The organism is Streptomyces sp. NPDC015130 (genome assembly GCF_043080005.1).
In the GTDB taxonomy this organism is placed as follows: domain Bacteria; phylum Actinomycetota; class Actinomycetes; order Streptomycetales; family Streptomycetaceae; genus Streptomyces.
In genome coordinates this window covers 514,929-538,445 of the sequence record NZ_JBIBVC010000004.1, presented here as the reverse complement: position 1 = coordinate 538,445, position 23,517 = coordinate 514,929, and the positions used below count along the sequence as shown (strand labels likewise).

Genomic DNA, 23,517 nt, shown 5'->3' with positions numbered 1-23,517 from the left:
CGGGCCACGCATACCCTGCCGGGCGCCGGTCACCCCCTCGGGCACGCGCCGTCATCGCCGGCAGCTGACCAGAAGGCGGGGCGCGGTACGGACCAGGGCCGTGGCCACGGCGCCGATCGCGGCTCCGGTCGCCACGTCGGAGGGGTAGTGGGCGCCGCTGTGCACCCGCTCGACGGCCACCAGCACCGTCGGGACCGCGCACGCGGCCCCGCCCCACGGCCCCGACAGGGCAACAGCGGCGGTGAACGCCACAGCGGCGGCGGTGTGCCCGGAGGGGAACGACGAACTGTGCGGGCGGTCCTCGACATCGCCGTGCGGAATCCGCTCCGCGGGCGGCCGACGCCGCTCGACCAGCTGCTTGGCGACCCCGTTGGACAACAGCTCGGCCACCGCCATGGCCAGGACCCCACCAGTTGCGACCCTGCGGCCCCGCCGGCCTCCCCTCACAGCCATGACCAGGGCGGCAGCCCACCACAACTTCGTGTGCTCGGCCGCTTCCTCGACCGCGGGCAGCAGGCCGCGCACCGCCGGGGAGTCCCAGGCCGCCAGGCGCCGGGTCAACTGGTGATCACAGCCCTTCAGCCCCGCCAGCACCCTCATATCCGTGTTCGGCTCCCCTCAGCGACACGACCGCCGCTCATTCCATCTGGCGCCGGTCTTCATCACTCCACGCCCGGGTGTCGCGGGGCTCGACGTACGGCTCCTCGTCCTCGGGCTGCCCACCGGCGATCGCCCGCTGGCGCACCATCTCGGCGTCGAACTCCAAGCCGAGCAGGACGGCCAGATTGGTGATCCACAACCACACCAGGAAGATGATCAGGCCCCCGAGGGTGCCGTACGTCTTGTTGTACGAGCCGAAGTTCGCGACATAGAACGCGAACCCGGCCGAGGCGATCATCCAGATCACCAGTGCCAGGAAGCTGCCCGGCGTCACCCATCGGAAGCCGCGGCCCTTCGCGTTCGGCGCCGCCCAGTACAACAGAGCGATCATGACCGTCACCAGGACCAGCAGGACGGGCCACTTCGCGATCGCCCACACTGTCATCGCGGTGTCGCTCACCCCCAGTGCCGAGCCCGCCTGCCGGGCCAGACCGCCGGTGAACACCACGATCAGCGCACTGGCCACGGCGAGGACCATCAGCACCACGGTCAGTCCGACACGCAGGGGCAGGACCTTCCACACCGGTCGGCCTTCGGGCATGTCGTAGACGGCGTTCGAGGCGCGGATGAACGCGGCGACGTACCCGGAGGCCGACCAGATCGCGACCAGCACGCCCACGACGGCCAGCAGCGAGCCGAGCCCGGCGTTGCCCTGCAGCTGCTGGACCGCGTTGCTGATCACGTCCCGAGCCGCCCCGGGGGTGAGCTTTTGCAGGTTGTCCAGGACCTGTTCGGTCACGGACTCGCCCGCGATGCCCAGCAGCGACACCAGAACCAGCAGCGCGGGGAAGAGGGCCAGCACCCCGTAGTAGGTCAGCGCGGCCGCACGGTCCGCGAGCTCGTCGTCCTTGAACTCCTTCAGCGTCCCGCGCAGCACCGCCTTCCAGGACCGCTTGGGCAACTCGGAGGGCCGGTCCGGCGCCCTCGCCTCCACCTGCCGGTCCGGACCCGCGGATTCGTCGGCGGGCCGGAGGTCGTCCTCGGGCTGCGGCGTCCTTCTGCGTTCCATAGGCGGCGCTTTTCCACTCCCGTCGCTCCCATGCAGCTCACGCCAGGGAAGTGTGGGACGAGCCGGTGGCGTGGGGCAGTGTCCCAGGCGCAGATGCAAGCCCATGATCATGCCGCCTTGGGTCAGCCTTCGACGCCCGTGGCGGAGTGTGGCGCACCGACCGGCTTGGATTCGGGTGATCCGCGTTGACGCAGGTAGACGGAGAGGATGACCATGGCGGCCACCGCGAGGAGTTCGGACTGCCAGTTCTGGAGGGTCCGGCTCCAGAAGTCCGCGGAGACCAGATACGCCGCCCAGCTGACCGGCGCAGACAGGTCGCGCAGCTGCTCGGCGTTGTAGGCGGCGGTGCCCGAGATCGACTGGGCCAGCCAGGACAGCAGGAACAGCAGCGCCATCACCATGCCGAGCGAGCGGGAGTACAGCCCCTGGCGCCAGCCCCGGGCGCCCGCCCAGCGGGGCGAGTCCGCGCGGGCGTGCTCGCCCATGCGCTGGTCGCGATCGCTTTCCGTGCCGGCCTTGTGGAGCTCCTTGGACTCGGGGGAGCCGCGCTGGAGGAGGTAGACGGTGCCGAAGATGTAGAGGAAGAACTGCAGGAACTCCGACTGCCAGTTCTCCGTGACGTCGACGGCGAAGTCGGACGAGGTCAGGTATTGGGCGAAGGTGACCTGCTGCAGTCCGGCGGTGGCGAGCTGCTCGTTGAACTCCGCCCGCCCGGCGATCGCCTGGCAGGCCAGCACGACCAGGAACGCTCCCCCGAAGGCCAGGGTGAGGCTGTTGTCCCGCCAGAAACTGCCCGCTCGGCCCTGTGGTGTGCTCATCGCTGCAGCAGTCCGATCGTGGTGAAGTAGCCCAGGCCGACGATGATGACGGCCAAGACGGTGATGAACAGTCCGCGCACGTCAGCCTCCCTCGACCGTGCAGTCGAACGGCAGGTCCGGGCGCGGCGTACACCCGGCCGCGACGACCTTCCACCCCGCTTCGAACTGCGACAGGAACAGGGTGTCGCCGCTGAGGCGCACCATGGCCTGCCGCCCGTAGACCTCCGCGACGGCATCCGCGGCATCGCCGGAGGCGACCGGCACCTGCTCCTGAGCCAGCCCTTTCGCGCAGTCGCCGGCGTCGCCTGCGACCTCCTCCCGGGTCTCCGGCGCCAGCAGGGCGCAGGCCCGTCCGAAGCCGGCCTCACTCAGGGCGGCCTGGAAGTTCCGGGCGGCCGAGAGCGCGTCCGCCTCCCGGGGGCCCGGTGCCCCACACCCGCCGAACGCCAGGATCAACCCAGCCACCACCCCCATCGAGCACCAGGCCCGCCCCGGCCTCCGGGAGGATGAGCGGCCCGACCTGATGGCGGTGATCACTTCGATGCCGCGCTGGGAACCTTCAGCCGGTCGCGGGGCGCCTGTTCCTTGGCGTCCTCCAGCTGGGCGCAGAGCTCCTGGAGGCGGTTGCGGCCCATCGCCTTGCGCACGTCGGGGAACCGGTCCTGCTCCTCTTCCTCGACGTGGTGGCGCACCTGCCCCATCGAGACGGTCGTCTTGGCCTTGAACCGGTCGTCGGAGGCGTCCATGGCCTTCAGCTCGGACAGCGTCCACACCACCGCGTGGTGCTCCTCGACGCTCTCCGGAACGTGATCCTTGATGTTCGGTGCGGTCTCGCGGACGGCGGGGTACGAGTACTGCTCCTCGATCCAGGCGTGGACGGTGAGCTCCTCGATCACCTCGTCGACGATCCGCCGCCGCTCCGCGGTGTCCTCGTCCTCGGTCTTCTCGAACGCCTTGAAAAGCTTCTCCACCGTCTTGTGGTCTTCACGCAACAGCACGATGGCGTCCAACAAGATCTCCTCTATCGACAGGCAGCGCGACGGCCCACGCCGTGCCAGTGCCTGTCCGCTACCCGGCGTCCCCACGAGGTTCGCGCCGGGCCCGAGGAACTCACCCACCTGGTGGCCCACCGCCACCCTGTTGCGGCGCAGCACGAACCATGCCGCCACACCTGGCCGACACCGACGCTGCGGGCTCAACGAGTCACCGCGACAGGCAGCACCGGGTTGCGGCACTAACCTGTGGTGGTGACCGGAACCGAGCTGGATGAGTTGATCGTTGCTGACAGCGCGGCGCTGCGCGCATGGTTGCTGGACAACCACACCACCTCCCCTGGCGTGTGGCTCGCCCTGACCAGGAAGGGTGGCTCCGTCACCACGCTGACCTGGCAGCAGGCGGTCGACGAGGCACTGTGCTTCGGCTGGATCGACGGGCAAGCCCGCAAGCGCGACGAGGAGAGTTCCTGGAGGCGGCTCACCCCTCGTCGGCCCCGCAGTGTCTGGTCCCAGCGCAACGTCGCCAACGTGGCCCGGTTGGAGGCGGCCGGCCTGATGCTGCCTGCCGGTCGCGCCGCTGTGGACGCCGCGAAAGCCGACGGCCGGTGGACGGCCGCCTATGCGCCGTCATCGGAAGCGGAGGTGCCGGCCGACCTGCAAGCCGCGATCGCCGCCGAACCAGCGGCGCAGGCCATGTTCGAGGTGCTCACCAAGGCCAACCGCTTCGCCCTCATCAGCCGGGTCAACGCCGCCAAGCGGGCCGAGACACGCACCCGGAAGATCGCCGCGTGCGTGGCGATGTTGGTCCGGCACGAGACGGTCCACCCGCAGCGAGCCAAGCCGGCGGACCCGCCGACGTCGTGACCGGGCGTCTGCCGGGACGGACAAACGTCGCAGCGAAGTTCCCGAATACCGTGGACCGCGACGCCACCAAGAGCGCCTTTTCCATCATCGGATCGTCAGATGCCGTCCACGGCCTGGCGCCGGTCCCGCACTAGCTGCCCATCGCGGGTCACGGGAGGGCCGTCATTCCGATCGGTCGGCCTCCGCCGTCCCGAGGAGACGCCGGCGCCGGTGAGGAGGGGGGTGTCGCCGGCCGTGCCGCACTTGTCGACGCGGGTGCGGTCGAGGAGTTCGCAGACGGTGTCGCCGTCCCACCCGGGCAGGAAGTCGACGCCGGTGCCGGTCGCCGAGCGGAGGGTGGTGTCGGCGGCGAGCCAGGCCTCGGCAACCGGACTGCCGGTGTAGACGTCACCGGTCGGCCGCGACGAGCAGCGGGACGAGCGTGCGGCCCTCCAGGACCTGCCGGTACGCCCCGCGCCGCTCGGCGTGCACGCTGCGGCGGGCCAGGCACAGCGTCCCGGCCGGCACTCCGCACGCGGGGCAGGGAACACCGAAGGCGCCGTGACCGTACAGCCGCTGCGTCTCGTATGCGGCGTCCAGGACCGCGTCGGCGATCCGGTCTCCGAAGGACGGTGCGCGGCGCGGCGTGAGGGTCGTGCTCATGGCGGGGCGATCTCCCGAGTTCGGCGGAGGACGGCGTCGTCAGGTCGCCCCGGGACTCCGGCTCCGCCGCCGTTCTCTCGTCGGCACGGAGGGGAGTCCTGGTTCACGACTCGACTGCGATGACCCCGTTCTACGGGATGGGTCTGACATTGATACTCGTAGCGGGTTCCGGTGGTCGTGGCTCAGGGTCTGACTGACGCCCTGCTGGGCTGTCCTGGGATTGTTCCGTCCGACCTCCGGGACCCGTTCTCCATGGCTCCGGCCAGGTGGAGCATGACCTCATAGGAGCTCGGCCAGCGGCCCCTTCAATGTCCTGTCTGACCCACCCGGCCGGCGCTACCTGCAGCCCGGGAAGGCAGCTGACAGCATGACCGTGACGAACACCCCCGCCGCAGAACCGGATGCGGTGTTCGGCGGGGTGGACTCCCATGCGGACACGATCCACGTTGCTGTCATCACCGACCGGGGCGGCCACGTGGCCGACGCCGAGTTCCCCACGACGCAAGCCGGGTATGCCGCGGCGATCGCGTTCCTGAACGCCCACGGCATCGTGACCGCCGTCGGGGTCGAGGGAACCTCCTCCTACGGACTCTGGTTCACCCGCACCGCCACCCTGAACCAGATCGCGCACGTCCTCATCACCGCCCCGGACGACATCCGCGTCAAGTACGCCGCCCTGCGCGGCAAGACGCAGGTCGACGCCATCACCCGGCTGCGTCCCACCGGCGACGGACCCCGCGTCGCCCTCCTGACCACGCTGAAGACCCTCGCCCGCCGGGTCCAGGACCTGACCGCGGAACACGACACTCTCACCGCGGCCCTGGACACAGCCGCCACCGACAACAACCCCGGCCTTCGCTCAGCGTTCGGTGTCGGCCCCGACACCGCGGCCCAGCTCCTGGTCACCGCCGGCGGCAACCCCGACCGCCTGCGCACGGAGGCATCCTTCGCAGCGCTCTGCGGCGTCGCACCCGTTCCCGCCTCCAGCGGCAGGACCAACCGTCACCGTCTCTCCCGGGCGGTGACCGCGGAGCGAACCCCGCCCTCTACCGCATCCCTCTGATCCACATGTCCAGCGACGCCCGCACCCGTGACCACGTCGCCCGGCAGACAGCCGCCGGACGCACGAAGAAGGAGATCATCCGCCTGCTCAAGCGGGCCATCGCCCGGGAGATCTTCCGCTACCTCACCACACCGGTCAGTGTCCCGGACGTCTCCGACCTCCGGCCCGCACGCCAGGCCAGGAACATCACCCTCACCACCGTCGCCGAGCGCTTCGGTGTCTGGCCGGCGGTGATCTCCTGCGTCGAACGCGGCACACGCCGCGACGACGACCTCGCCAGCGCCTACCGAGACTGGCTCACCACGGCCTGACCGATTCAGTGGCGGCCTCACTCATAGACGGTGGCGGCTTGAAGGGCTCTGGCCAGGAAGGTCCAGTCCCCGCCCTCGGGAAGCTGCTTCCCAACGTTGCGATACCAGCCCGGCGAGTCATCCACCCAGGCCGCGAGGGCCTCAAGGAACCGGTCGAGGCTCTGGTTCTCCCATTCGTGCCCCCGGCGGAGGTAATCCTGGTGCAGTTCTCGGACGACGGCGACCAGCTCGTCGCGGCTACGGACCTCGCGGTCGGGAGTAAACGACATGGAGTGAAGGTACCGCGCTCCTACGACTCCCCACGCTTGACGATCAATAGGAGCATAGTGAGGGTCCGAGCCGGTTCCGGGCGCCCTGACTCCGGTCCGACGGCCCCCTGCCGTTTCCCTCGGCCAGGCGCGGCAGCACCCGCCGAACCGTCGAACCCCACTCACTCAAACATTCCGCAATGACCCTTTTCACCCCTTCTTGATAGTGAGGTGGGTCACTCTCAGTAATGCATTGCGCATGGGTTGCAGACGTCGGGGCAGGCGGCCGGTTCGCCGGACAACCGGCAGGGGGACTCAGTGAGCGGAAGGCCAGACCCGACGTGACGGCAGCACAACAGACCATCCATGTGGGCGGAGAGTGGCGCGCAGCCCTGTCCGGAGCCACGCGCGAGATCATCGACCCCGCCGACGCGACCGCCTTCGCGGTCGTGGCCGAGGGCGGTGTCCAGGACACGGACGACGCCGTGGCCGCGGCGCGGGCCGCCTTCGACCACGGTTCCTGGCCCCGTACGCCGGTCGCCGAGCGCGCCGCCCTGCTGCGGCGGGTCGCCGACCTGCTGGAGCGTGACCGCGAGCGGATCGGCGCCCTGGAGAGCCAGGACGCGGGCAAGACGCTGAAGGAGGGCCGTATCGACGTCGACTGCGTTCGCGACGCCTTCCTCTACTTCGCCGACCTCGTCGCGAACGAAGGCGGCGGACGGGTCGTCGACGCCGGATCGGACGAGATCCGCAGCGTCGTCGTGCACGAGCCGGTCGGGGTCTGCGCCCTGATCACACCGTGGAACTACCCGTTGCTCCAGGCCAGCTGGAAGATCGCGCCCGCCCTCGCCGCCGGCAACACGTTCGTGATCAAGCCCAGCGAGATCACCCCGCTGAGCACCGTGGTCCTGGTCGAACTGCTCCTGGAGGCCGGACTTCCCCTCGGCGCGGCCAACATCGTGACCGGCCCCGGCGACACCGTCGGCGCGCGGCTCGCCGAGCACCCCGACGTCGACCTCGTCTCGTTCACCGGCGGTCTCGTCAGCGGGACGAAGGTCGCCAGGGCGGCTGCCGACAGCGTGAAGAAGGTCGCCCTCGAACTGGGCGGCAAGAACCCCAACGTCGTCTTCGCCGACGCCTGTTCGACGCCCGAGGGGTTCGACACCGCCGTCGACCAGGCGCTCAACGCCGCGTTCATCCACAGCGGACAGGTCTGCTCCGCCGGCTCCCGTCTCATCGTCGAGGCGTCGCTCCGCGAGCGCTTCGTCGCCGAACTCGCCCGCCGGGCCCGCCACATCAGGCTCGGACGCGGCACCGCCGAGGGCGTCGAGTGCGGTCCGCTGGTCTCCGCGGCACAGCTGACGAGGACCGAGGAGTACGTCGCCTCGGCCCTCGACGAGGGCGCGGTGCTGCGGGCGGGCGGTGAGCGGCCCGCCGGGGTGGGCTACTTCTACCGGCCCACGGTCCTCGACCGCTGCCATCGGCGCATGCGGGTCGTCCGCGAGGAGGTCTTCGGCCCCGTCCTCACCGTGGAGACCTTCGAGACCGAGGACGAGGCCGTCGCCCTCGCCAACGACACCGAGTACGGCCTCGCCGGAGCGGTGTGGACCGCGGACGAGGACCGCGGACGGCGGGTCGCGGCCCGGCTGCGCCACGGCACCGTCTGGATCAACGACTTCCACCCGTACCTGCCGCAGGCGGAGTGGGGCGGCTTCGGAAAGTCCGGCATCGGCCGGGAACTGGGCCCGAGCGGTCTCGCCGAGTACCGCGAGACCAAGCACATCTACCGGAACCTCGCTCCGCGCCCCGTGCGCTGGTTCGCGGGCGAGACGCAGAAGGACCAGGCATGAACGACCATCACGTGTACGACTACGTCGTCGTCGGCGGCGGCACCGCGGGGTCGGTGATCGCCTCCCGGCTGACCGAGGACCCGGACGTCACCGTCGCCGTCATCGAGGGCGGCCCCAGCGACGTCGGCCGCGACGACGTCCTCACCCTGCGCCGCTGGATGGGCCTGCTCGGGGGCGAGCTGGACTACGACTACCCCACCACCGAGCAGCCCCGGGGCAACTCGTACATCCGGCACAGCCGGGCCCGCGTGCTGGGCGGCTGTTCCTCGCACAACACCCTCATCGCCTTCAAGCCCCTTCCCTCCGACTGGGACGAGTGGGCCGAGGCCGGTGCCGAGGGCTGGGACGCCGCCGCCATGGACCCCTACTTCGCCCGGCTGCGCAACAACATCGTGCCCGTCGACGAGGCGGACCGGAACGCGATCGCGCGGGACTTCGTCGACGCGGCGCAGGCCGCGCTCGGGGTGCCCCGCGTCGAGGGCTTCAACCGTGAGCCGTTCCACGAGGGCGTCGGCTTCTTCGACCTCGCCTACCACCCGGAGAACAACAAGCGGTCGTCCGCCTCCGTCGCCTATCTGCACCCGTTCCTGGACCGGCCGAACCTGCACATCGCCCTGGAGACCTGGGCGTTCCGGCTGGAATTCGAGGCCACCCGGGCGACCGGCGTACACATCCGCGCGAAGGACGGCACGGAACACGTCGTACGCGCCCGGCGCGAGATCCTGGTGTGCGCGGGCGCCGTGGACACCCCGCGTCTGCTGCTGCACTCCGGAGTCGGGCCGCGCGCCGATCTCGAGAAGCTCGGCATACCCGTCGTGCACGACCTGCCGGGCGTCGGGGAGAACCTGCTCGACCACCCCGAGTCGGTCATCGTGTGGGAGACCCACGGCCCGATCCCGGAGAACTCCGCGATGGACTCCGACGCCGGTCTCTTCGTCCGCCGGGACCCGGAGTCCGATGGACCGGACCTGATGTTCCACTTCTACCAGATCCCCTTCACCGACAACCCGCAGCGGCTGGGCTACGAACGGCCCGCGCACGGCGTGTCGATGACACCGAACATCCCCAAGCCGCGCAGCCGCGGCCGGCTGTACCTCACGAGCGCCGACCCCGAGGTCAAGCCCGCGCTGGACTTCCGGTACTTCACCGACGAGGACGACCACGACGGCCGGACCCTCGTCGACGGGATCCGCATCGCCCGGCAGATCGCGGCGAGCGAACCCCTGGCCGGCTGGCTGAAGCGCGAAGTGTGCCCGGGGCCGGAGGTCACCTCGGACGAGGAGCTCAGCGCCTACGCCCGGCACGTCGCGCACACCGTCTACCACCCGGCCGGCACCTGCCGGATGGGTGCAGTCGACGACGAACTCGCCGTCGTCGCACCCGACCTGAGGATCCGAGGCCTCGACGGCATCCGGATCGCCGACGCGTCCGTCTTCCCGACCATGACCGCCGTCAACCCCATGATCGGCGTGCTCATGGTCGGCGAGAAATGCGCCGACCTGCTGGGAGGTACGACCCGATGAGCTCTCCGTACGCCCCGATTCGCACCACCACGCCGTCCCCGACGGCCGACGGGTCCGTCTTCTCCGTACGCGGTCTGTGGAAGGTCTTCGGACCCAGAGCCGAGCGCGTGCCCCGCGACCAGGACCTCGCGCGGCTCGACGCGGCCGAGCTGCGTGAGCGCACCGGGTGCACCGCCGCCGTCCGCGACGTCTCCTTCGACGTCGCGAAGGGTGAGGTCTTCGTCGTCATGGGCCTGTCGGGCTCGGGCAAGTCGACGCTCGTGCGCTGCCTGACCAGACTGATCGAGCCGACGTCGGGCACGGTCTCCATCGACGGCGAGGACGTCCTGTCCATGGACCCCCGCCGGCTCCGCGAACTGCGCCGGCACCGGGCCTCGATGGTCTTCCAGCACTTCGGTCTGCTGCCGCACCGCACCGTGCTCGACAACGTCGCGTACGGCCTGGAGATCCAGGGCGTGGGTCGCGGCGAACGGCGCGAGCGGGCGGCGGAGTTCGTCGCCAAGGTCGGCCTCGCGGGCATGGAGCGGCGCAGGCCGGGCCAGTTGTCCGGCGGTCAGCAGCAGCGGGTCGGTCTGGCCCGTGCGCTGGCCGTGGACCCGGAAGTACTGCTGTTCGACGAGCCGTTCAGCGCGCTGGACCCGCTCATCCGCCGGGACATGCAGGAGGAGGTGGTGCGCCTGCACCGGGAGGAGGGGCGCACGATGGTCTTCATCACGCACGACCTGAGCGAGGCGCTGAGGCTCGGCGACCGCATCGCGCTGATGCGCGACGGCCGGATCGTGCAGCTCGGTACGCCGGAGGAGATCGTGGGCTCCCCCGCCGACGACTACGTCCGGGACTTCGTCCGTGACGTGCCGCGCGAGCAGGTGCTGACCGTGCGCTCGGCGATGCGTCCCGCGTCCGCGGAGGAACACGGGGCCGGCCCGGCGCTCGCCCCCGACGCCACCGTCCAGGAGGCCATCGAAGCGGTCGCCCGGACGGGCGAGAACGCGCGGGTGGTCGAGGACGGCCGGTGCCTCGGCGTGGTGGACCACGCGGCACTCCTGGGCGTCGTCGCCGGCGTACCGGCCGCGGCGGGGAAGGCGGTGGCCTGATGTACTCCCCTACGACCTGGCCGCCGCCGTGCGGCACGACCCGTACCGGCGCCCAGGGAGCCGGCACGACCGGTACCGGCGCCCGGGAAGCCGGCATGACCCGTACCGGCGCCCGGGGAGAGCGCCGCGGCACCGGACGCTCCTTCGGCATCCCCCGTTCCGCCCGCGACGCCGGACGCGCCGGCGCCGCTCCGGCCCGCGGGGACGCTTCTGGCCGCCGCCCCGTCCGGCCCGCGGGCCGGACGGGCGGCCTGGGGCGGTGGGTGCGATGACCGTGACCGTCACCCCCGCCCCTTCCGGCCGGACGACCGCCGGCGCTGCCGGCACCGGCGGCGCCCCGACCGGTGACATCCGGACCGGCGCGCCGCGCGCGCTCGCGCGGCACCGCGGCCGCCTGATCGGCGTCGGCACGGCCCTCGGCCTGCTCCTCGGCGCCGTCCTCCTGGGCGGCGGCGGCTGGCCGGCAGCACTCGCCGTCGACGTGTCCTCGCCGCTCGCGCGGGGCAGCGACTGGATCATCGACAACCGCGACAGCCACCCGCTGTTCCTCTACTTCCTCGGCCACGTGAGCGAACTGGTGGTCGTGTCGGTCCGCGCGGTGTACCTGGCGCTGCTGGCCGCCGGGTGGGCCGGCGTCGCCGCGGCCGCCGGCCTGGTGGCCTGGCGTGTCGCCGGTGTCCGGCTCGCGCTGGCCTCCGTCGCCGCCTTCGCCGTGTGCGGGCTTCTCGGCATGTGGGTGCCCACCATGCAGACGCTCGCGCTGATGGTGGTGGCCGTCGCCGCGTCGGTGGTGCTCGGTGGTCTCCTCGGCCTCGCCGGGGGCCTGTCGGACCGGATGCACCGGATCCTGCGGCCGGTCCTCGACACCATGCAGGTGCTGCCCGCCTTCGCGTACCTGCTGCCCGTCGTCCTGGTCTTCGGCATCGGCGTGCCGGCGGCCGTCCTGGCGACCGTCGTCTACGCCGCCCCGCCCATGGCCCGGCTCACCGCGCTCGGACTGCGCGGCGCGGACGCCGGTGTCATGGAGGCGGCCGCGTCCCTCGGCGCCACCGCAAGGCAGCGGCTGCTGACGGCCCGGCTGCCCCTGGCCCGCAGGGAGCTGATGCTCGGTGTCAACCAGTCGATCATGATGGCCCTCGGCATGGCCGTGATCGCGTCCGTCATCGGCGCGGGCGGCCTCGGCGACCGCGTGTATCAGGCGCTGGCCTCGGTCGATGTCGGTGCCGCGCTCACCGCCGGTGTGCCGGTCGTGCTGCTCGCCGTCGTCCTGGACCGCGTCACCGCCGCGGTGGGAGCGCGGATCGGTGCGCCGCCGGTCCCCCGCGCCGGCCTCGGCTGGGCCGCCGCCCTCGTGACGACCGTCGTCGTCGCGATCGTCGGCCGCTTCTTCGGCCGTCTGTCCTGGCCCGCCGCGTGGACGGTGGACGTCGCCGAGCCCGTCAACCGGGCCGTGGACTGGATGACCGCCCACCTCTACTCCGGCGTGCCTGTCGTCGGGGGCACCGCCGACTGGGCGGGGCGGTTCACCACCTGGGTCCTCAACCCGCTGCGGGACGGTCTGCAGTGGCTCCCCTGGTGGGCGGTCCTCCTGGCCGTCGGCGCGCTCGCCCTGCTCATCGGTACCTGGCGCACCGCGGCGACCGCCGTCCTCGCGATGAGCGTGATCGGTGTGCTCGGGGTCTGGACTCCGGCGCTCGACACGCTGTCCCAGGTCCTGGCGGCCGTCGCCGTGACCCTGGTGCTCGGCGTCGCCCTCGGGGTCGCCGCGGCCCGTGGCACTCGGCTGGGGCGCGTGCTCCGTCCGGTGCTCGACGTCTTCCAGACGCTGCCTCAGTTCGTGTACCTGATCCCCGTGGTCGCACTGTTCGGAGTGGGCCGCGCCCCGGCGGCCGCGGCCGCCGTGGTCTACGCGCTGCCCGCGGTGGTGCGGATCACGGCCCAGGGCATACGCGCCGTGGACCCGGCGGCCCTGGAGTCCGCCCGGTCGCTCGGGGCGACCGGCCGTCAGCAGCTCTTTCAGGTCCAGCTGCCACTGGCCCGGCCCGCGCTGCTGCTCGCCGTGAACCAGGGGGTCGTGCTCGTCCTCGCCGTGGTCGTCATCGGCGGCCTCGTGGGCGGCGGCGCACTCGGCTACGACGCGGTCTTCGGTCTCGCCCGGGGCGACCTGGCGACCGGTCTGGTCGCCGGTGCGGCAATCGTCTGCCTCGGTCTGGCGCTGGACCGGATGACCCAGCCGACGGAACGCCGTGAGCTCGCCGGAAAGGGGGCCTGAGATGGCTCGCACACGTCTCGCCGTTCTCGCTGCCGCCGTCGCGCTGACGGCACTCACCGGCTGCGGCGCAGCGGACATGACCCGCCAGGGCTCCCCGTACGCCGCTGCCGAAGGCTCCCGCACGGTGACGCTTTCGGTGCAGTCATGGGTGGGCGCGCAGGCCAACGTCGCCGTCGCCCAGTACCTGCTGGAGCACGAGCTCGGTTACCGGGTCGACACCGTCCAGATCGACGAAGTGCCGGCCTGGGACGCGCTCAGCCAGGGCCGGGTCGACGCCATCCTGGAGGACTGGGGCCACCCGGACCAGGAGAAGCGGTACATCGACGACAAGGGGACGATCGAACGGGGCGGCGATCTCGGGGTGACCGGTCACATCGGCTGGTTCGTGCCCACGTACTTCGCCGAGCAGCACCCGGACGTCACCGACTGGAAGAACCTGAACAAGTACGCCGAGGCGTTCCGCACCGCGGAAAGCGGCGGCAAGGGTCAGCTGCTGGACGGCTCCCCGTCCTACGTCACGAACGACAAGGCGCTCGTGGACAACCTCGGCCTCGACTACCAGGTCGTGTTCGCGGGCTCGGAAGCGGCGCAGATCACCCAGATCAAGCAGTTCGCCAAGGAGCGCAAGCCGTTCCTGACCTACTGGTACAAACCCCAGTGGCTGTTCGAGAAGGTCCCGATGACGGAGGTGAAGCTGCCGGCCCACAGGGAGGGCTGTGACGCCGACCCGGAGCAGGTGTCGTGCGCGTACCCGCACACGCCGCTGCAGAAGTTCTTCAACGCCCGCTTCGCCGAGGGCGGGGGCGACGCCGCCGCCTTCCTGAAGAAGTTCCGTTGGACGACCGACATGCAGAACGACGTCGCCTTGATGATCGCCGAACAGAAGCTGTCGCCGCAGGAGGCGGCCGGCCGATGGGTGAAGGACAACGAGTCCACCTGGCGGGCATGGCTCCCGTCCTGACGTGGACGGGGGGTACGGCCGCGAAGCCCTCGGACATCGCGGCGGAACGGTCTGCAGCAGGCGGTGCCCGCGGCGCACACCCCGTCCGGGGGGTGCGCCGCGGTCCAGCGGCGCATGACGAAAGCGAGGAGCCGGCCGGCACCGGCTGTCCGCGACACACATCAACCAACGATCGGATGATCCGAAGGAACCGTCGCAGCCGCAGGCGACGACCGTCTTCGGGGCGGTGACGAAGTAGCAGGGCACGTACGCGTTCGACAGGGCGGAAGGTAAGGTTCACCGCCGGCGGAGGCGGGCGATGCCCCGGAGGGAGCCGGGATCCGGGCCCGGATCTCCTGGCGGCGCCTTCGGGCCGGGGTGCGGGGTCGATGAGATGCGGGCGTCGTGCCTTCCGGGCAGAGTGGGGAAGGAACTGTCCACATCGAAGTGGTCCCCTGTGGTCCTGCGCGCTGGAGGCGGAACGGACTGATGCGAGGATTCTCGTGACGGCGGAGTGACCGATGTTCCGCAGACGGCCGACCGACAGCAGCGAGGACCTTCTGGTCCGCCTCGGGTGGCTGACTGCCAGGACGCGGGAGCTGGCCGAGACGCAGCGTTCCCGTGTCGAGCTCGCCGTGGCCCTGCAGCGCGACATGCTGCCCTCGGACCTGCCCAGTTTTCCGGGCGCCCGGCTGGCCGTCCGCTATGAGCCCGCCAACCACGGTCTCAACGTCGGCGGTGACTGGTACGACGCCTTTCCCCTGCCCGGTGGGCAGATCGGCATGTCCATCGGTGACGTGCAGGGGCACAACATCGAGGCCGCCGCTTTCATGGGACAGGTCCGCGTGGCACTGCGCGCACTGGCCTCCGTCTCCGGAGACCCGGGAGAACTGCTCGGCCGCACCAACGACCTGTTGATCTCTTTGGGCGCCGACCTCTTCGCCACCTGCACCTTCCTGCGGCTCGACCCCGTTGCCGGCACCCTGGAGTGCGCCCGGGCCGGTCACATCCCCTACATCTGGGCCACCACCGACGGCCGCTCCGGCATCGACGACAGCGAGGGCGGGCCTCCGCTCGGTGTGCTCCCCGGCATCGACTACCCCGCCACGCGCCACCGGCTCACCACCAGCGGTGTCTTCGTCCTCCTGACCGACGGGGTGGTGGAGGGGCCCTCACTCCACGTCGACGAGGGTCTGGACCGGGTGATACGGCTCGCCGGGATCACCGCCGTCGCCGGGCTGGACGTCAACGCGCTCGCCACCGCCGTCATGAAGCTGGCGGCCACCGTGGGGCACGAGGACGACGCAGCCGTCCTGGTCGTCGGCCATGACGGCGGACCGGCCCGGTCGACGGTCGAGGGGTGAAGGGGGCTCGCCCCGGGCCGGGCCGCACCCCCTGCCGTACGACGGCGCCCGACACGCGGGGGTCCTTGCCCGGTCGTGACGGCCCGGCCGGTGTCTGATTGCTGGAGTGTTGGCTATTCGGCAGTTCCGGCCCTCTACCGAGGCGGCTCTGATTTCGCTGGCCGTGGCGGTCTGCTACTACGCGGCCGGACGGCTCGGCCTGCTGGGCCGCCTCGTCGTCGAAGGCGTGGTGGCCACCCCCATCTGGCCGCCCACCGGCGTCGCCGTCGCTGCCCTGCTGCTGTTCGGCGCGCGGGTCTGGCCCGGGATCGCCCTCGGCTCCTTCCTCGTCATCGCCTCCCTCACCACTCCGGGGCCCACCACGGTGGTGACCGTGGTGAGCAACACCGTCGCGCCGCTCTGCGCCTTCCTGCTGCTGAGACGGGTCGGCTTCCGGCTCGACATGGCACGGCTGCGGGACGGACTCTCGCTGGTCTTCCTCGGCGGGTTCGGCGCCATGCTGATCAGTGCGACCGCGGGGGTCGGACTGCAGGTGGCGAAGGGCTCCCTGGACAAGAGCGAGTTCTGGCCCGTCTGGCTGGCCTGGTGGGCGGGCGACACGATGGGGGTGCTGCTCGTCGCCCCGCTCCTGCTCGTCCTCGCGGGGCCGGACGGACGGTTCCGGGTACGGCGCTGGAAGGAGGCGGCCTTTCTGGGGCTGACGACCCTGGTCCTCATGCCCATGGCCGTGCTCAGCCCGATGAGCATGCTGTTCCTCGTCTTCCCCCTGCTGATCTGGGCAGCGCTCCGCTTCCAGCTCGCCGGAAGCATGCTGTGCGCGCTCTTCGCCTCCGTGCTCACCACCTTCGAGGCGACCTCCGGGCGGGGCGCGTTCCTCCACCTGTCGGACGTCGAGATCATGGTCAAGCTCCAGACGTTCAACGGTTCCGCCGCCCTGACCGCCCTGCTCCTCGCCTCCGTCATCACCGAGCAGCGTGCGACCCGCCGGTCGGTGCGCCGCGCCTGCGAGGAACTGGCGGAGGTCCTGGAGCACCTCGCGGCGGGCGAGCCCTCGCCGGGTCCGCCGGCCGGGCCCCCGCCCGACCCCACCGAGAGCCGGGCAGCGCCACCCGACGGACACCGGGATCCGTGACCCCCGCGTCTGCGGCGGATCCGCTCAGCGGTGGCTGCGGCACTCACGGTCGGGTTGTCGGTCCGGAGGCGGCAGGGGCGGCCACAGGGCTGCCGCCTCCGTGGCCCCGCCGGTCATGACCGGGCAAGGCGAGGGCGATACGTTCCGCGCCGGCAAAGGGGCGTACGGCGGCTCTGGCGGCCCGGCGCAACGTCTCGGCGTCGTAGTCGTCACCGTCGTCGGTCACGGAGCCGGGGCCGACCGCGAGGAGCAGGCCGTCCGCACACCGGCGGGCGCGGACACCGCGAGGGCCGGGATGCCCTTGCCGACGGTGACGGCTCATGAACAGGAAACCGACCGCGTAACCGGCCCCCACGGCGACGACAGCGAGGGCTTTCCCACCGCCCGACTCGCCGGCCTGCCACGGCGCGAAGATGCGTACCCCCCGGCGAATCCCAGCAGGAGGCCGACCGCCCGTGTCGGCCGCAGACCGCCTTCGGGCCGACGGCCGCGCCGAGGAGCAGGGACCACGGAGGGGTCGTTGCTTTCAGGACGTCGGCGACTTTCCTCGGCCACTTCGAACGGCGCAAGCTCTCCGTGGGCACCTGCGAACGCGCGTTCGGCACCGCGTGCGTCCACGAGCACGCCTGCGTGCGGTGCGCATTGCTGCGCCCCGATCCCGCGCAACGGACGAGGCTGGAGGAGATCCGGGACAACAACCTCGTGGTGCGCATGGCGAAGGCTGAACGCGAGGGCCGGCTCGGTGAGATCGAGGGCTGCGCGTCAGCCTGGCCGGCGCCGAGCACAAGCTGAGCCACCTCGACGACCACGAACACCGCCCCAGCCGCATGGTCGATCTAGGTACGCCCGGATTCAGGGATGTCATCGGCCGGTCCCCCAGGGCCGGCACCGGCAGCTGACAGCGCGCTCCGCCCTGCACGCACGGGTAGCACGGCGTGGCGTTGGTCGCCGGATTGGGCAGGCCAACACCAACGGCTTGGGCACGTCGGCTGTCACGTGGCCGATGCACCATCTTCGTACCGGCCAACCTCTGGCCTGGAAAGAAAGATCCGGCGGGCTGGCAGCTCGACTTGGGCCTCAATGCTTTCAAGGACAGGCTGGCCTCCGCATGGAAGGTGTTGATCCCAAGGACCGCGCACGAGACACGCTGCCCCACCTGGACAACGTCGGTGGGAGCATCGATGTGCCGCCAGGACAGTTCAGGGATGTTGATGAACCCGACACCAGGCAGGGTGGGATGAGCGGGCCCGTCGACCAGGACCACGAAGACCCCGAACCGCTCGATCGCCGCGACGGTGCCCGACAGGATCTCGCCGCGGTGCAGGGACTCCATAAACGCCCAAAGTTCCGGGCTCTCAGGCTGCCGATCCATACCGCCACCCTGGCACACGACATCGTGGGCCCGACCATGCCCTCGTCATGCATCGGCGGCCGGGATCATGATCGGCCGGAGATCTCCCAGACCCGTCCGGCCGATCATCGGAAAGGGCTAGGGCGTGTTGCGAAAGTAGCGCCGGCCGCCCGAAGGGCGGGCCCGACGGCGTCTGGTGCGTGCGATCGCAAGGCGGAGGGTCGCCCCGATACTGGATGTATCGGGGTGATCCCGACAACGCGGCGAGCGTGCGTGCCAGGCGCCGTCGGGCAGGCGGGACTTTCGCAACACGCCCTAGGGCCGGCGGAACCTTCTCAATCGGGCTGCCGGCTTGGTGTGGTGGGTACTGAGCCGGTCCATCAGCCTGATCGCCAAGTCGTGGTGGAGCTTGCGGGCCCAGTCGTAGGCAGTTTCGCCGTCGACCGCGAGATGTGGATCAGCACCGTATGCCAGGAGGATCGCGGTCAGTGCGCTGTCGATCGGCTCCCCCGACTGGTTCGCGACATCGACCTCTGTATCGACGGCGTGCATCAGCAGGGTCATCCGGCAGCAGATCTCGTCAGCGTCGGCGCCCTCGTCGAGGATGCGCGTGAGCGTGGCGTGGTCGCTCAACTCCACCGCTTGGTGAGCGGGCGTCCAGGGGCTCTCTGGATTCAAGGCATCCACCATGGTCAGGGCATCCACCCAGGGCATTCTGCCCGATGGAACGCGACCTTGATCGGCCGGACGGGTCCTCGTTCGGAGAAGTGCCCGCGAGCGCCTCGGACTCCTGCACCCCAAGGTGAATTGACGGACGTGGCCTGGGATCGGAGAGCGCCCCTGTTGCCGCAGATGGACGGACTCGGCCGTCCGTGGCGGGACCACCGTCAGGTGGTCCGCGGCGTGCTGGTCGTGGACGGGCGCAGTACGCGTCAGCTGGCCCGAAGACCGACCGCCAGCGTCAGTTCAAGGACCCGGTGCGGCGATGCGAGATCCGGAATCAGCTCCCGCAGCTGCGCCATCCGGTACCGGACTGTCTGGGGATGGACGAACAACGCCGCAGCCGTCTCGTCCCGCCTGCCCTGGTGCAGCAGCCACGCCCGCAACGTTTCCTCCAGCCGCCGTGCGGTCGCGACAGGCAAGGTCCTCAGCGGTGCGAGGGCTCGGGCACGCAGGTCTGCGAACGCGTCCACGTCGGCGCTCAATACCAGCTCGGGCAGATGGTCCTCGGTGTCGCGAATATCAGCGGAGAGGGAGCGTGCGCGTACGGCTCGTGCGTACGAGGCCGACGCACGAGTCCATGGCCGGGCCGGGCCGACTACGGCGGTGCGGTCGGTCAGCTGCCGCAAGAGGTGTGATCGGTCGGCGTCGGGGACGAGCAGCACACCGGTGGCGTCCGGCAGATCGTCGAGGACGAGGGTGCTCGGGTCGAGCGCGCGGTAGGCAGGCCGGGCCTGGGCGGCGGGCAGCAGGACCGCGGTCAGCGAAACCGGAGGCTGCCATCCGGCCCGTTGGACTGAGGCCAGCAGCACGTCCGGGCTCGCGCCGGCGAGGAGGTCGCGGGCCAGGTGTTCCAGGTGGCGCTCGTGCGCCCTGCCCTGGGCGGCCAGTTCGTCGGCGTGGCCCGCGGCGCTCGCGGCGGAGAGCTCGTCGATGTAGGCGAAGGTCAGCTCCGCGAACTTGGCGACCTCGGCGGCGGGCAGACCTGCGGGTACGGCACCCGCTGCCAGGCATCGCCAGGCCACGCGGGCACCGACGCGGTATGCGCCGAGCAGGGCGTCCATCGAACGGCCGGAGCGCACCTCGCCGCGGCCCAGCTCGTAGGCTGCGTCACCCGCGTCGCCGCCTGTGGCGTTCCCGCTCGCGAGGTCCAGGTAGTGCCCCAGGGCGGTGCGGACGGCTCGGCGGATGGTGCCGCCCATACGGCCCGAAAGGGCGTTGGCGTAGGGAGGGACCTCGTCGATGATCGCCTGGACGACCTCGTCGGCGGTGGTCTTCAGGGCGGCCCGAAGCGCTGTGACCGTCGTCTCATCCAGTGCCAGTTCGGCAACCCTCCGGAAAGGATGGCTCATGTTTTATTCCCCGTGAACAATTCTGCCGACCAGATTTACGTCTTACGGTCAGGACTTTACGCCTTGCGACGCAGCAAGCTGGAGTCATGACGAGTGCAGCCCTCCGCAGCAGGGCATGGAAACTGCTGGAGATGATCACGACGCCACTGCTGCCGTCGGACTACCTCGACCTGGTCAGCCCGCTGCGCGCGGGCGCTGACCTGCGTGGGCGCATCGAGGCCGTACACCCCGAGACGGGTGACGCCGCGACGATCGTGATCAGGCCGGGACGGGGCTGGCGCGGCCACACAGCCGGTCAGTACATGCGGATCGGGGTCGACGTCGACGGGGTGCGTCTGTGGCGTGCCTACTCCATCACCTCACCGACAAACCGCCAGGACGGCCGCGTCACCATCACCGTCAAGGCGATCCCGGACGGCAAGGTCAGCAATCATCTGGTCCGCAGGGCGAAACGGGGCACGCTGATCCAGCTCGACCAGGCGACCGGTGACTTCGTGCTGCCGCAAGCCAAGCCCGCCAGGGTGCTCTACCTGACGGCCGGCAGCGGCATCACGCCCGTGATGGGCATGCTGCGCGACACCGAGTTCGACGACGTCGTCATGGTCCACTGCGCGCCACAGCCGCACGACGTGATCTTCCGCAACGAACTGCACGACCTGGTCGCGGACAGGAAGCTGCGGCTCACCGAGGTGCACACCGACACAGACGGCATGCTCGACATCGCCCGTCTCGACGAACTCGTGCCCGACTGGGCCGAGCGCGAGACCTGGGCCTGCGGGCCCGCGGGCCTGCTCGACGCCGCTGAAGAGCACTGGGCCGAGCACGGCGTACGAGCGCGCCTGCACACCGAACGCTTCCGGTCCGACGTCGTCGTCGCAGGCGAGGGCGGCGAGGTCACGTTCAGCGCCACCGGCAAGACCGTCGACGCGGACGGCGCCACGCCGTTGTTGGACGTCGGCGAGGAGGCCGGCGTGCTCATGCCTTCCGGGTGCCGCATGGGCATCTGCTTCGGCTGCGTCACGCCGCTCAAGGCCGGCGCCGTCCGCGACCTGCGCACCGGCGAGATCACCGAGGCCGGTCCGGGCGCCCTCATCCAGACCTGCGTGTCCGCCGCGGCGGGCCCCTGCGACATCGAACGGTAGGAGCACCTTGACCGCCATCGACCCCACCGCCCACCTGACCGCGGAGCAGATCGAGGAGCTCGGCCGCGAGCTGGACGCGATCCGCGACGAGGTGATCGCCAGCCGGGGCGAGAAGGACGCCGCCTACATCCGTAAGGTCATCTCGGCGCAGCGCAAGCTCGAGCTGGCCAGCAGGGGTGTGCTGTTGTTCTCGATCTTCCCGCCCGCGTGGCTGATCGGCACCGCCGGGCTGTCCGTGGCGAAGATCATGGACAACATGGAGATCGGCCACAACATCCTGCACGGCCAGTGGGACTGGATGCGGGACCCGAAGATCCACTCCACCACCTGGGAGTGGGATCACGTTTCGCCGTCCGATCAGTGGCGGCACTCGCACAACGAGCTGCACCATACGTACACCAACGTGATCGGCAAGGACAACGACCTCGGCTACGGCATCATGCGCGTCGACGAGGACCAGAAGTGGCACCCGTTCCACCTCGGCCAGCCGCTGTGGAACTTCATCAACGCCTGCTTCTTCGAGTACGGCATCGCGGCGTACGACCTGGAGCTCGGCAAGAACCTGCACAAGCGCCGCCGCAAGAACCCGGAGTTCCGCGCGCGGGCCAAGGCCGTGGGCCGCAAGATCCGCAAGCAGGTGCTCAAGGACTACGTGATACACCCGCTGCTGTCGGGCCCGTCGTTCCTCCCCACGCTCGCCGCCACGTTCACCGCGAACCTGGTCCGCAACATCTGGTCCCACTCGGTGATCATGTGCGGGCACTTCCCCGAGGGCGTGCAGGTCTTCGAGCGCCGGTCGATCAAGGGCGAGACGCGCGGCCAGTGGTACCTGCGCCAGATGATGGGCTCGGCGAACATCGACGGCAGCAGGGCCATGCACTTCATGACCGGCAACCTGTCGCACCAGATCGAGCACCACCTGTTCCCGGACCTGCCGAGCAACCGGTACGCCGAGGTCGCGGTGAAGGTGCGCGCGCTGTTCGAGAAGTACGAGCTGGAGTACGTCACCGGGCCGCTGCCCAAGCAGGTGTTCTCCGCGTGGCGCAAGGTCTTCCGGCTCTCGCTGCCGAACAAGAAGCCCAAGGTCAAGACGCCGGACCGCGAGCAGGAGCTCGTCGCGGCCTGATACCCACGATTCGTCGAGATCCTTCGGCCGTACCGGCGGCCCCGCCGGGTTCGGTGAGATCGCGTTGTGGATGGGGGGCCGGGATGTCCGGCCCCGCTGCCTGATGTACGCCGGGAGCCCAGCACACAGCTCCGGCGAGGTGTCGTCTTGCACTGGACCTGCCGTGGTCGAGCCGGTAGCCGGTAGCCGGGTGCGCACGCGCACTCGGTCTGTCGACGAGCGGGGTGGGTGGAAGGGGATAGATCCCCTGCCGATCTGGAGACGCAAAGCGCCCCCCTCCCCCGCGCCTGAGAGGGACGAAGCGACTGTCCATGAGCCCACCAGTCTGTCCATTCGCCCCTTTCAGGTCGGTGCCGAACACCTGCGGGTACTCGGCACCGACCTGGAAAACGCGAACGCGATCACGTCGCTCTGCTCCCGCTGGTCCCCCACCTCCCGCCCCGCCTTGGAGTGCGGTCCGGCGGCAACGGCTCGATCCCCGTCTATTGGGCGCCAGTCGACGAGACACATGGTCCGATGATCCGAAGGAAGCTCCCCGCTCGGATACGGGAGGCCGGAGTCCCCGATATCAGCTCTTGGGCCCGGGGAATGCTGTCGACCGTCCATCCGCTCGGAAAGTTCCGTGGCCATGAAGTCGTCGACCAGGTGCCCTGCGTTTCACACCTGTTCACGGACACCGGCCTGTCTGGGTGAGCGGAAATGTCAGGGCATCGGTCGAACCGTTCACGGCCGGGCTGCACCAGTGGCGGAATGTTGGGTCGTGAGAAGGCCTGACCCTTCTGCGGTGCTGACCGAGGCGGGATCCAGCAGCACGTCGATCACGTCGACGAGCCTGCTCAGCTTGTACTGTGCGCGCGGGGCGTCGGAGCGCGGTACGCGCACGACGGCCGTCGCTGAGGCCGGTGATGAGATGGTGTACGCAAGGTCGAGCACCTGGTGGTTGTTGAGGGTGGCGGCAAGACGTGCGAGCGTTCCGGGGCCTGGCCGGAGGGTGACGTTGAGCCGGGCGTGTTCCATGGTGGTGGTCCTGTTCTATGGGGG

At 70.5% G+C, this 23,517-nt stretch carries 23 protein-coding genes and 1 pseudogene; 13 read left to right on the top strand and 11 right to left on the bottom strand.

Annotated elements, in window-relative coordinates; all coding sequences use genetic code 11:
- Positions 1–51: 51 nt before the first annotated feature.
- The 5 genes from ACF08F_RS11160 to ACF08F_RS11140 all read right to left on the bottom strand — a co-directional run bounded on the left by ACF08F_RS11160 (position 52) and on the right by ACF08F_RS11140 (position 3,497).
- Positions 52–561 carry a phosphatase PAP2 family protein gene (locus tag ACF08F_RS11160; protein ID WP_392298231.1) on the bottom strand — a complete coding sequence of 170 codons (510 nt, stop codon included), beginning with the start codon at positions 559–561 and terminating at the stop codon, positions 52–54.
- A 76-nt stretch (positions 562–637) separates the two neighbouring features.
- The gene (locus tag ACF08F_RS11155; protein ID WP_392298230.1) at positions 638–1,669 is read right to left on the bottom strand and encodes a YihY/virulence factor BrkB family protein; all 1,032 of its coding nucleotides are present in this window, start codon (positions 1,667–1,669) and stop codon (positions 638–640) included.
- A gap of 122 nt (positions 1,670–1,791) precedes the next feature.
- Positions 1,792–2,487, bottom strand: a complete 696-nt coding sequence (locus ACF08F_RS11150) for a DUF6766 family protein (protein ID WP_392298229.1) — start codon at positions 2,485–2,487, stop codon at positions 1,792–1,794.
- Between the two features lie 81 nt (positions 2,488–2,568).
- A complete protein-coding gene (locus tag ACF08F_RS11145) occupies positions 2,569–2,952 on the bottom strand; it encodes a hypothetical protein (protein ID WP_392298228.1) in 384 nt (127 codons plus the stop codon).
- Positions 2,953–3,020: 68 nt separating this feature from the next.
- Complete coding sequence (locus ACF08F_RS11140; protein ID WP_392298227.1) at positions 3,021–3,497, bottom strand: hemerythrin domain-containing protein; 477 nt, start codon at positions 3,495–3,497, stop codon at positions 3,021–3,023.
- 234 nt (positions 3,498–3,731) lie between these two features.
- Between ACF08F_RS11140 and ACF08F_RS11135 the strand changes: the two genes are divergently transcribed.
- The gene (locus ACF08F_RS11135; RefSeq protein ID WP_392298226.1) at positions 3,732–4,346 is read left to right on the top strand and encodes a YdeI family protein; all 615 of its coding nucleotides are present in this window, start codon (positions 3,732–3,734) and stop codon (positions 4,344–4,346) included.
- A gap of 387 nt (positions 4,347–4,733) precedes the next feature.
- On the opposite strand, the gene ACF08F_RS11130 is transcribed toward ACF08F_RS11135, so the two are convergent.
- Positions 4,734–4,988, bottom strand: a complete 255-nt coding sequence (locus ACF08F_RS11130; RefSeq protein ID WP_392298225.1) for a hypothetical protein — start codon at positions 4,986–4,988, stop codon at positions 4,734–4,736.
- A 367-nt stretch (positions 4,989–5,355) separates the two neighbouring features.
- Here ACF08F_RS11130 and ACF08F_RS11125 point away from each other — a divergent pair, with 367 nt between their 5' ends.
- Positions 5,356–6,051, top strand: coding sequence for a transposase (locus tag ACF08F_RS11125; protein WP_392298224.1), 696 nt, complete (start codon positions 5,356–5,358; stop codon positions 6,049–6,051).
- Positions 6,052–6,056: 5 nt separating this feature from the next.
- On the top strand, positions 6,057–6,362 hold the full coding sequence (locus ACF08F_RS11120) for a hypothetical protein (protein WP_392298223.1): 306 nt from the start codon (positions 6,057–6,059) through the stop codon (positions 6,360–6,362).
- Positions 6,363–6,379: 17 nt separating this feature from the next.
- Here the strand turns inward: ACF08F_RS11120 and ACF08F_RS11115 are convergent, their stop codons facing one another.
- On the bottom strand, positions 6,380–6,631 hold the full coding sequence (locus ACF08F_RS11115; protein ID WP_392298222.1) for a hypothetical protein: 252 nt from the start codon (positions 6,629–6,631) through the stop codon (positions 6,380–6,382).
- 320 nt (positions 6,632–6,951) lie between these two features.
- On the opposite strand from ACF08F_RS11115, the gene ACF08F_RS11110 reads away from it, so the two are divergent.
- From ACF08F_RS11110 to ACF08F_RS11080, 7 genes are all read left to right on the top strand, one after another.
- Positions 6,952–8,460, top strand: a complete 1,509-nt coding sequence (locus tag ACF08F_RS11110; RefSeq protein WP_392298221.1) for an aldehyde dehydrogenase family protein — start codon at positions 6,952–6,954, stop codon at positions 8,458–8,460.
- A complete protein-coding gene (locus ACF08F_RS11105) occupies positions 8,457–9,983 on the top strand; it encodes a GMC family oxidoreductase (RefSeq protein WP_392298220.1) in 1,527 nt (508 codons plus the stop codon). The genes ACF08F_RS11110 and ACF08F_RS11105 overlap by 4 nt, the downstream gene beginning before the upstream one ends.
- A complete protein-coding gene (locus tag ACF08F_RS11100; RefSeq protein ID WP_392298219.1) occupies positions 9,980–11,077 on the top strand; it encodes a glycine betaine/L-proline ABC transporter ATP-binding protein in 1,098 nt (365 codons plus the stop codon). The genes ACF08F_RS11105 and ACF08F_RS11100 overlap by 4 nt, the downstream gene beginning before the upstream one ends.
- A 268-nt stretch (positions 11,078–11,345) precedes the next feature.
- Positions 11,346–13,349 (top strand): ABC transporter permease subunit, encoded by a 2,004-nt coding sequence (locus ACF08F_RS11095; RefSeq protein WP_392298218.1) that lies wholly within the window; start codon positions 11,346–11,348, stop codon positions 13,347–13,349.
- A gap of 1 nt (position 13,350) precedes the next feature.
- Entirely contained in the window at positions 13,351–14,310 is a 960-nt protein-coding gene (locus ACF08F_RS11090) for an ABC transporter substrate-binding protein (RefSeq protein ID WP_392298217.1), read from the top strand.
- A gap of 500 nt (positions 14,311–14,810) precedes the next feature.
- Positions 14,811–15,653, top strand: a complete 843-nt coding sequence (locus ACF08F_RS11085) for a PP2C family protein-serine/threonine phosphatase (RefSeq protein ID WP_392298216.1) — start codon at positions 14,811–14,813, stop codon at positions 15,651–15,653.
- Positions 15,654–15,759: 106 nt separating this feature from the next.
- Positions 15,760–16,785, top strand: a complete 1,026-nt coding sequence (locus ACF08F_RS11080) for an MASE1 domain-containing protein (RefSeq protein ID WP_392298215.1) — start codon at positions 15,760–15,762, stop codon at positions 16,783–16,785.
- Positions 16,786–17,311: 526 nt separating this feature from the next.
- Here ACF08F_RS11080 and ACF08F_RS11075 read toward each other — a convergent pair.
- Complete coding sequence (locus ACF08F_RS11075) at positions 17,312–18,118, bottom strand: S1 RNA-binding domain-containing protein (RefSeq protein WP_392298214.1); 807 nt, start codon at positions 18,116–18,118, stop codon at positions 17,312–17,314.
- Between the two features lie 333 nt (positions 18,119–18,451).
- Entirely contained in the window at positions 18,452–18,841 is a 390-nt protein-coding gene (locus ACF08F_RS11070; RefSeq protein ID WP_392298213.1) for an ankyrin repeat domain-containing protein, read from the bottom strand.
- A 33-nt stretch (positions 18,842–18,874) separates the two neighbouring features.
- Here ACF08F_RS11070 and ACF08F_RS11065 point away from each other — a divergent pair.
- Positions 18,875–19,045, top strand: a pseudogene (locus ACF08F_RS11065) (transposase); the annotation flags it as partial.
- 23 nt (positions 19,046–19,068) lie between these two features.
- Here ACF08F_RS11065 and ACF08F_RS11060 read toward each other — a convergent pair.
- Positions 19,069–20,208, bottom strand: coding sequence for a PucR family transcriptional regulator (locus ACF08F_RS11060; protein ID WP_392298212.1), 1,140 nt, complete (start codon positions 20,206–20,208; stop codon positions 19,069–19,071).
- An 86-nt stretch (positions 20,209–20,294) separates the two neighbouring features.
- Between ACF08F_RS11060 and ACF08F_RS11055 the strand changes: the two genes are divergently transcribed.
- Positions 20,295–21,350: a ferredoxin reductase gene (locus ACF08F_RS11055; protein WP_392298211.1), complete on the top strand. Its 1,056-nt coding sequence runs from the start codon at positions 20,295–20,297 to the stop codon at positions 21,348–21,350.
- A gap of 7 nt (positions 21,351–21,357) precedes the next feature.
- Complete coding sequence (locus ACF08F_RS11050; protein WP_392298210.1) at positions 21,358–22,476, top strand: fatty acid desaturase family protein; 1,119 nt, start codon at positions 21,358–21,360, stop codon at positions 22,474–22,476.
- 723 nt (positions 22,477–23,199) lie between these two features.
- Here the strand turns inward: ACF08F_RS11050 and ACF08F_RS11045 are convergent.
- A complete protein-coding gene (locus tag ACF08F_RS11045) occupies positions 23,200–23,493 on the bottom strand; it encodes a hypothetical protein (RefSeq protein ID WP_392298209.1) in 294 nt (97 codons plus the stop codon).
- Between the last annotated feature and the right edge of the window lie 24 nt (positions 23,494–23,517).

Bases quoted from the DNA above. Each gene is read 5' to 3' on its own strand.
- ACF08F_RS11155 (WP_392298230.1), bottom strand. From the start codon at position 1,669: ATGGAACGCAGAAGGACGCCGCAGCCCGAGGACGACCTCCGGCCCGCC.
- ACF08F_RS11150 (WP_392298229.1), bottom strand. From the start codon at position 2,487: ATGAGCACACCACAGGGCCGAGCGGGCAGTTTCTGGCGGGACAACAGC.
- ACF08F_RS11130 (WP_392298225.1), bottom strand. From the start codon at position 4,988: ATGAGCACGACCCTCACGCCGCGCCGCGCACCGTCCTTCGGAGACCGG.
- ACF08F_RS11125 (WP_392298224.1), top strand. From the start codon at position 5,356: ATGACCGTGACGAACACCCCCGCCGCAGAACCGGATGCGGTGTTCGGC.
- ACF08F_RS11120 (WP_392298223.1), top strand. From the start codon at position 6,057: ATGTCCAGCGACGCCCGCACCCGTGACCACGTCGCCCGGCAGACAGCC.
- ACF08F_RS11115 (WP_392298222.1), bottom strand. From the start codon at position 6,631: ATGTCGTTTACTCCCGACCGCGAGGTCCGTAGCCGCGACGAGCTGGTC.
- ACF08F_RS11105 (WP_392298220.1), top strand. From the start codon at position 8,457: ATGAACGACCATCACGTGTACGACTACGTCGTCGTCGGCGGCGGCACC.
- ACF08F_RS11100 (WP_392298219.1), top strand. From the start codon at position 9,980: ATGAGCTCTCCGTACGCCCCGATTCGCACCACCACGCCGTCCCCGACG.
- ACF08F_RS11095 (WP_392298218.1), top strand. From the start codon at position 11,346: ATGACCGTGACCGTCACCCCCGCCCCTTCCGGCCGGACGACCGCCGGC.
- ACF08F_RS11090 (WP_392298217.1), top strand. From the start codon at position 13,351: ATGGCTCGCACACGTCTCGCCGTTCTCGCTGCCGCCGTCGCGCTGACG.
- ACF08F_RS11085 (WP_392298216.1), top strand. From the start codon at position 14,811: ATGTTCCGCAGACGGCCGACCGACAGCAGCGAGGACCTTCTGGTCCGC.
- ACF08F_RS11075 (WP_392298214.1), bottom strand. From the start codon at position 18,118: ATGGAGTCCCTGCACCGCGGCGAGATCCTGTCGGGCACCGTCGCGGCG.
- ACF08F_RS11060 (WP_392298212.1), bottom strand. From the start codon at position 20,208: ATGAGCCATCCTTTCCGGAGGGTTGCCGAACTGGCACTGGATGAGACG.
- ACF08F_RS11055 (WP_392298211.1), top strand. From the start codon at position 20,295: ATGACGAGTGCAGCCCTCCGCAGCAGGGCATGGAAACTGCTGGAGATG.
- ACF08F_RS11045 (WP_392298209.1), bottom strand. From the start codon at position 23,493: ATGGAACACGCCCGGCTCAACGTCACCCTCCGGCCAGGCCCCGGAACG.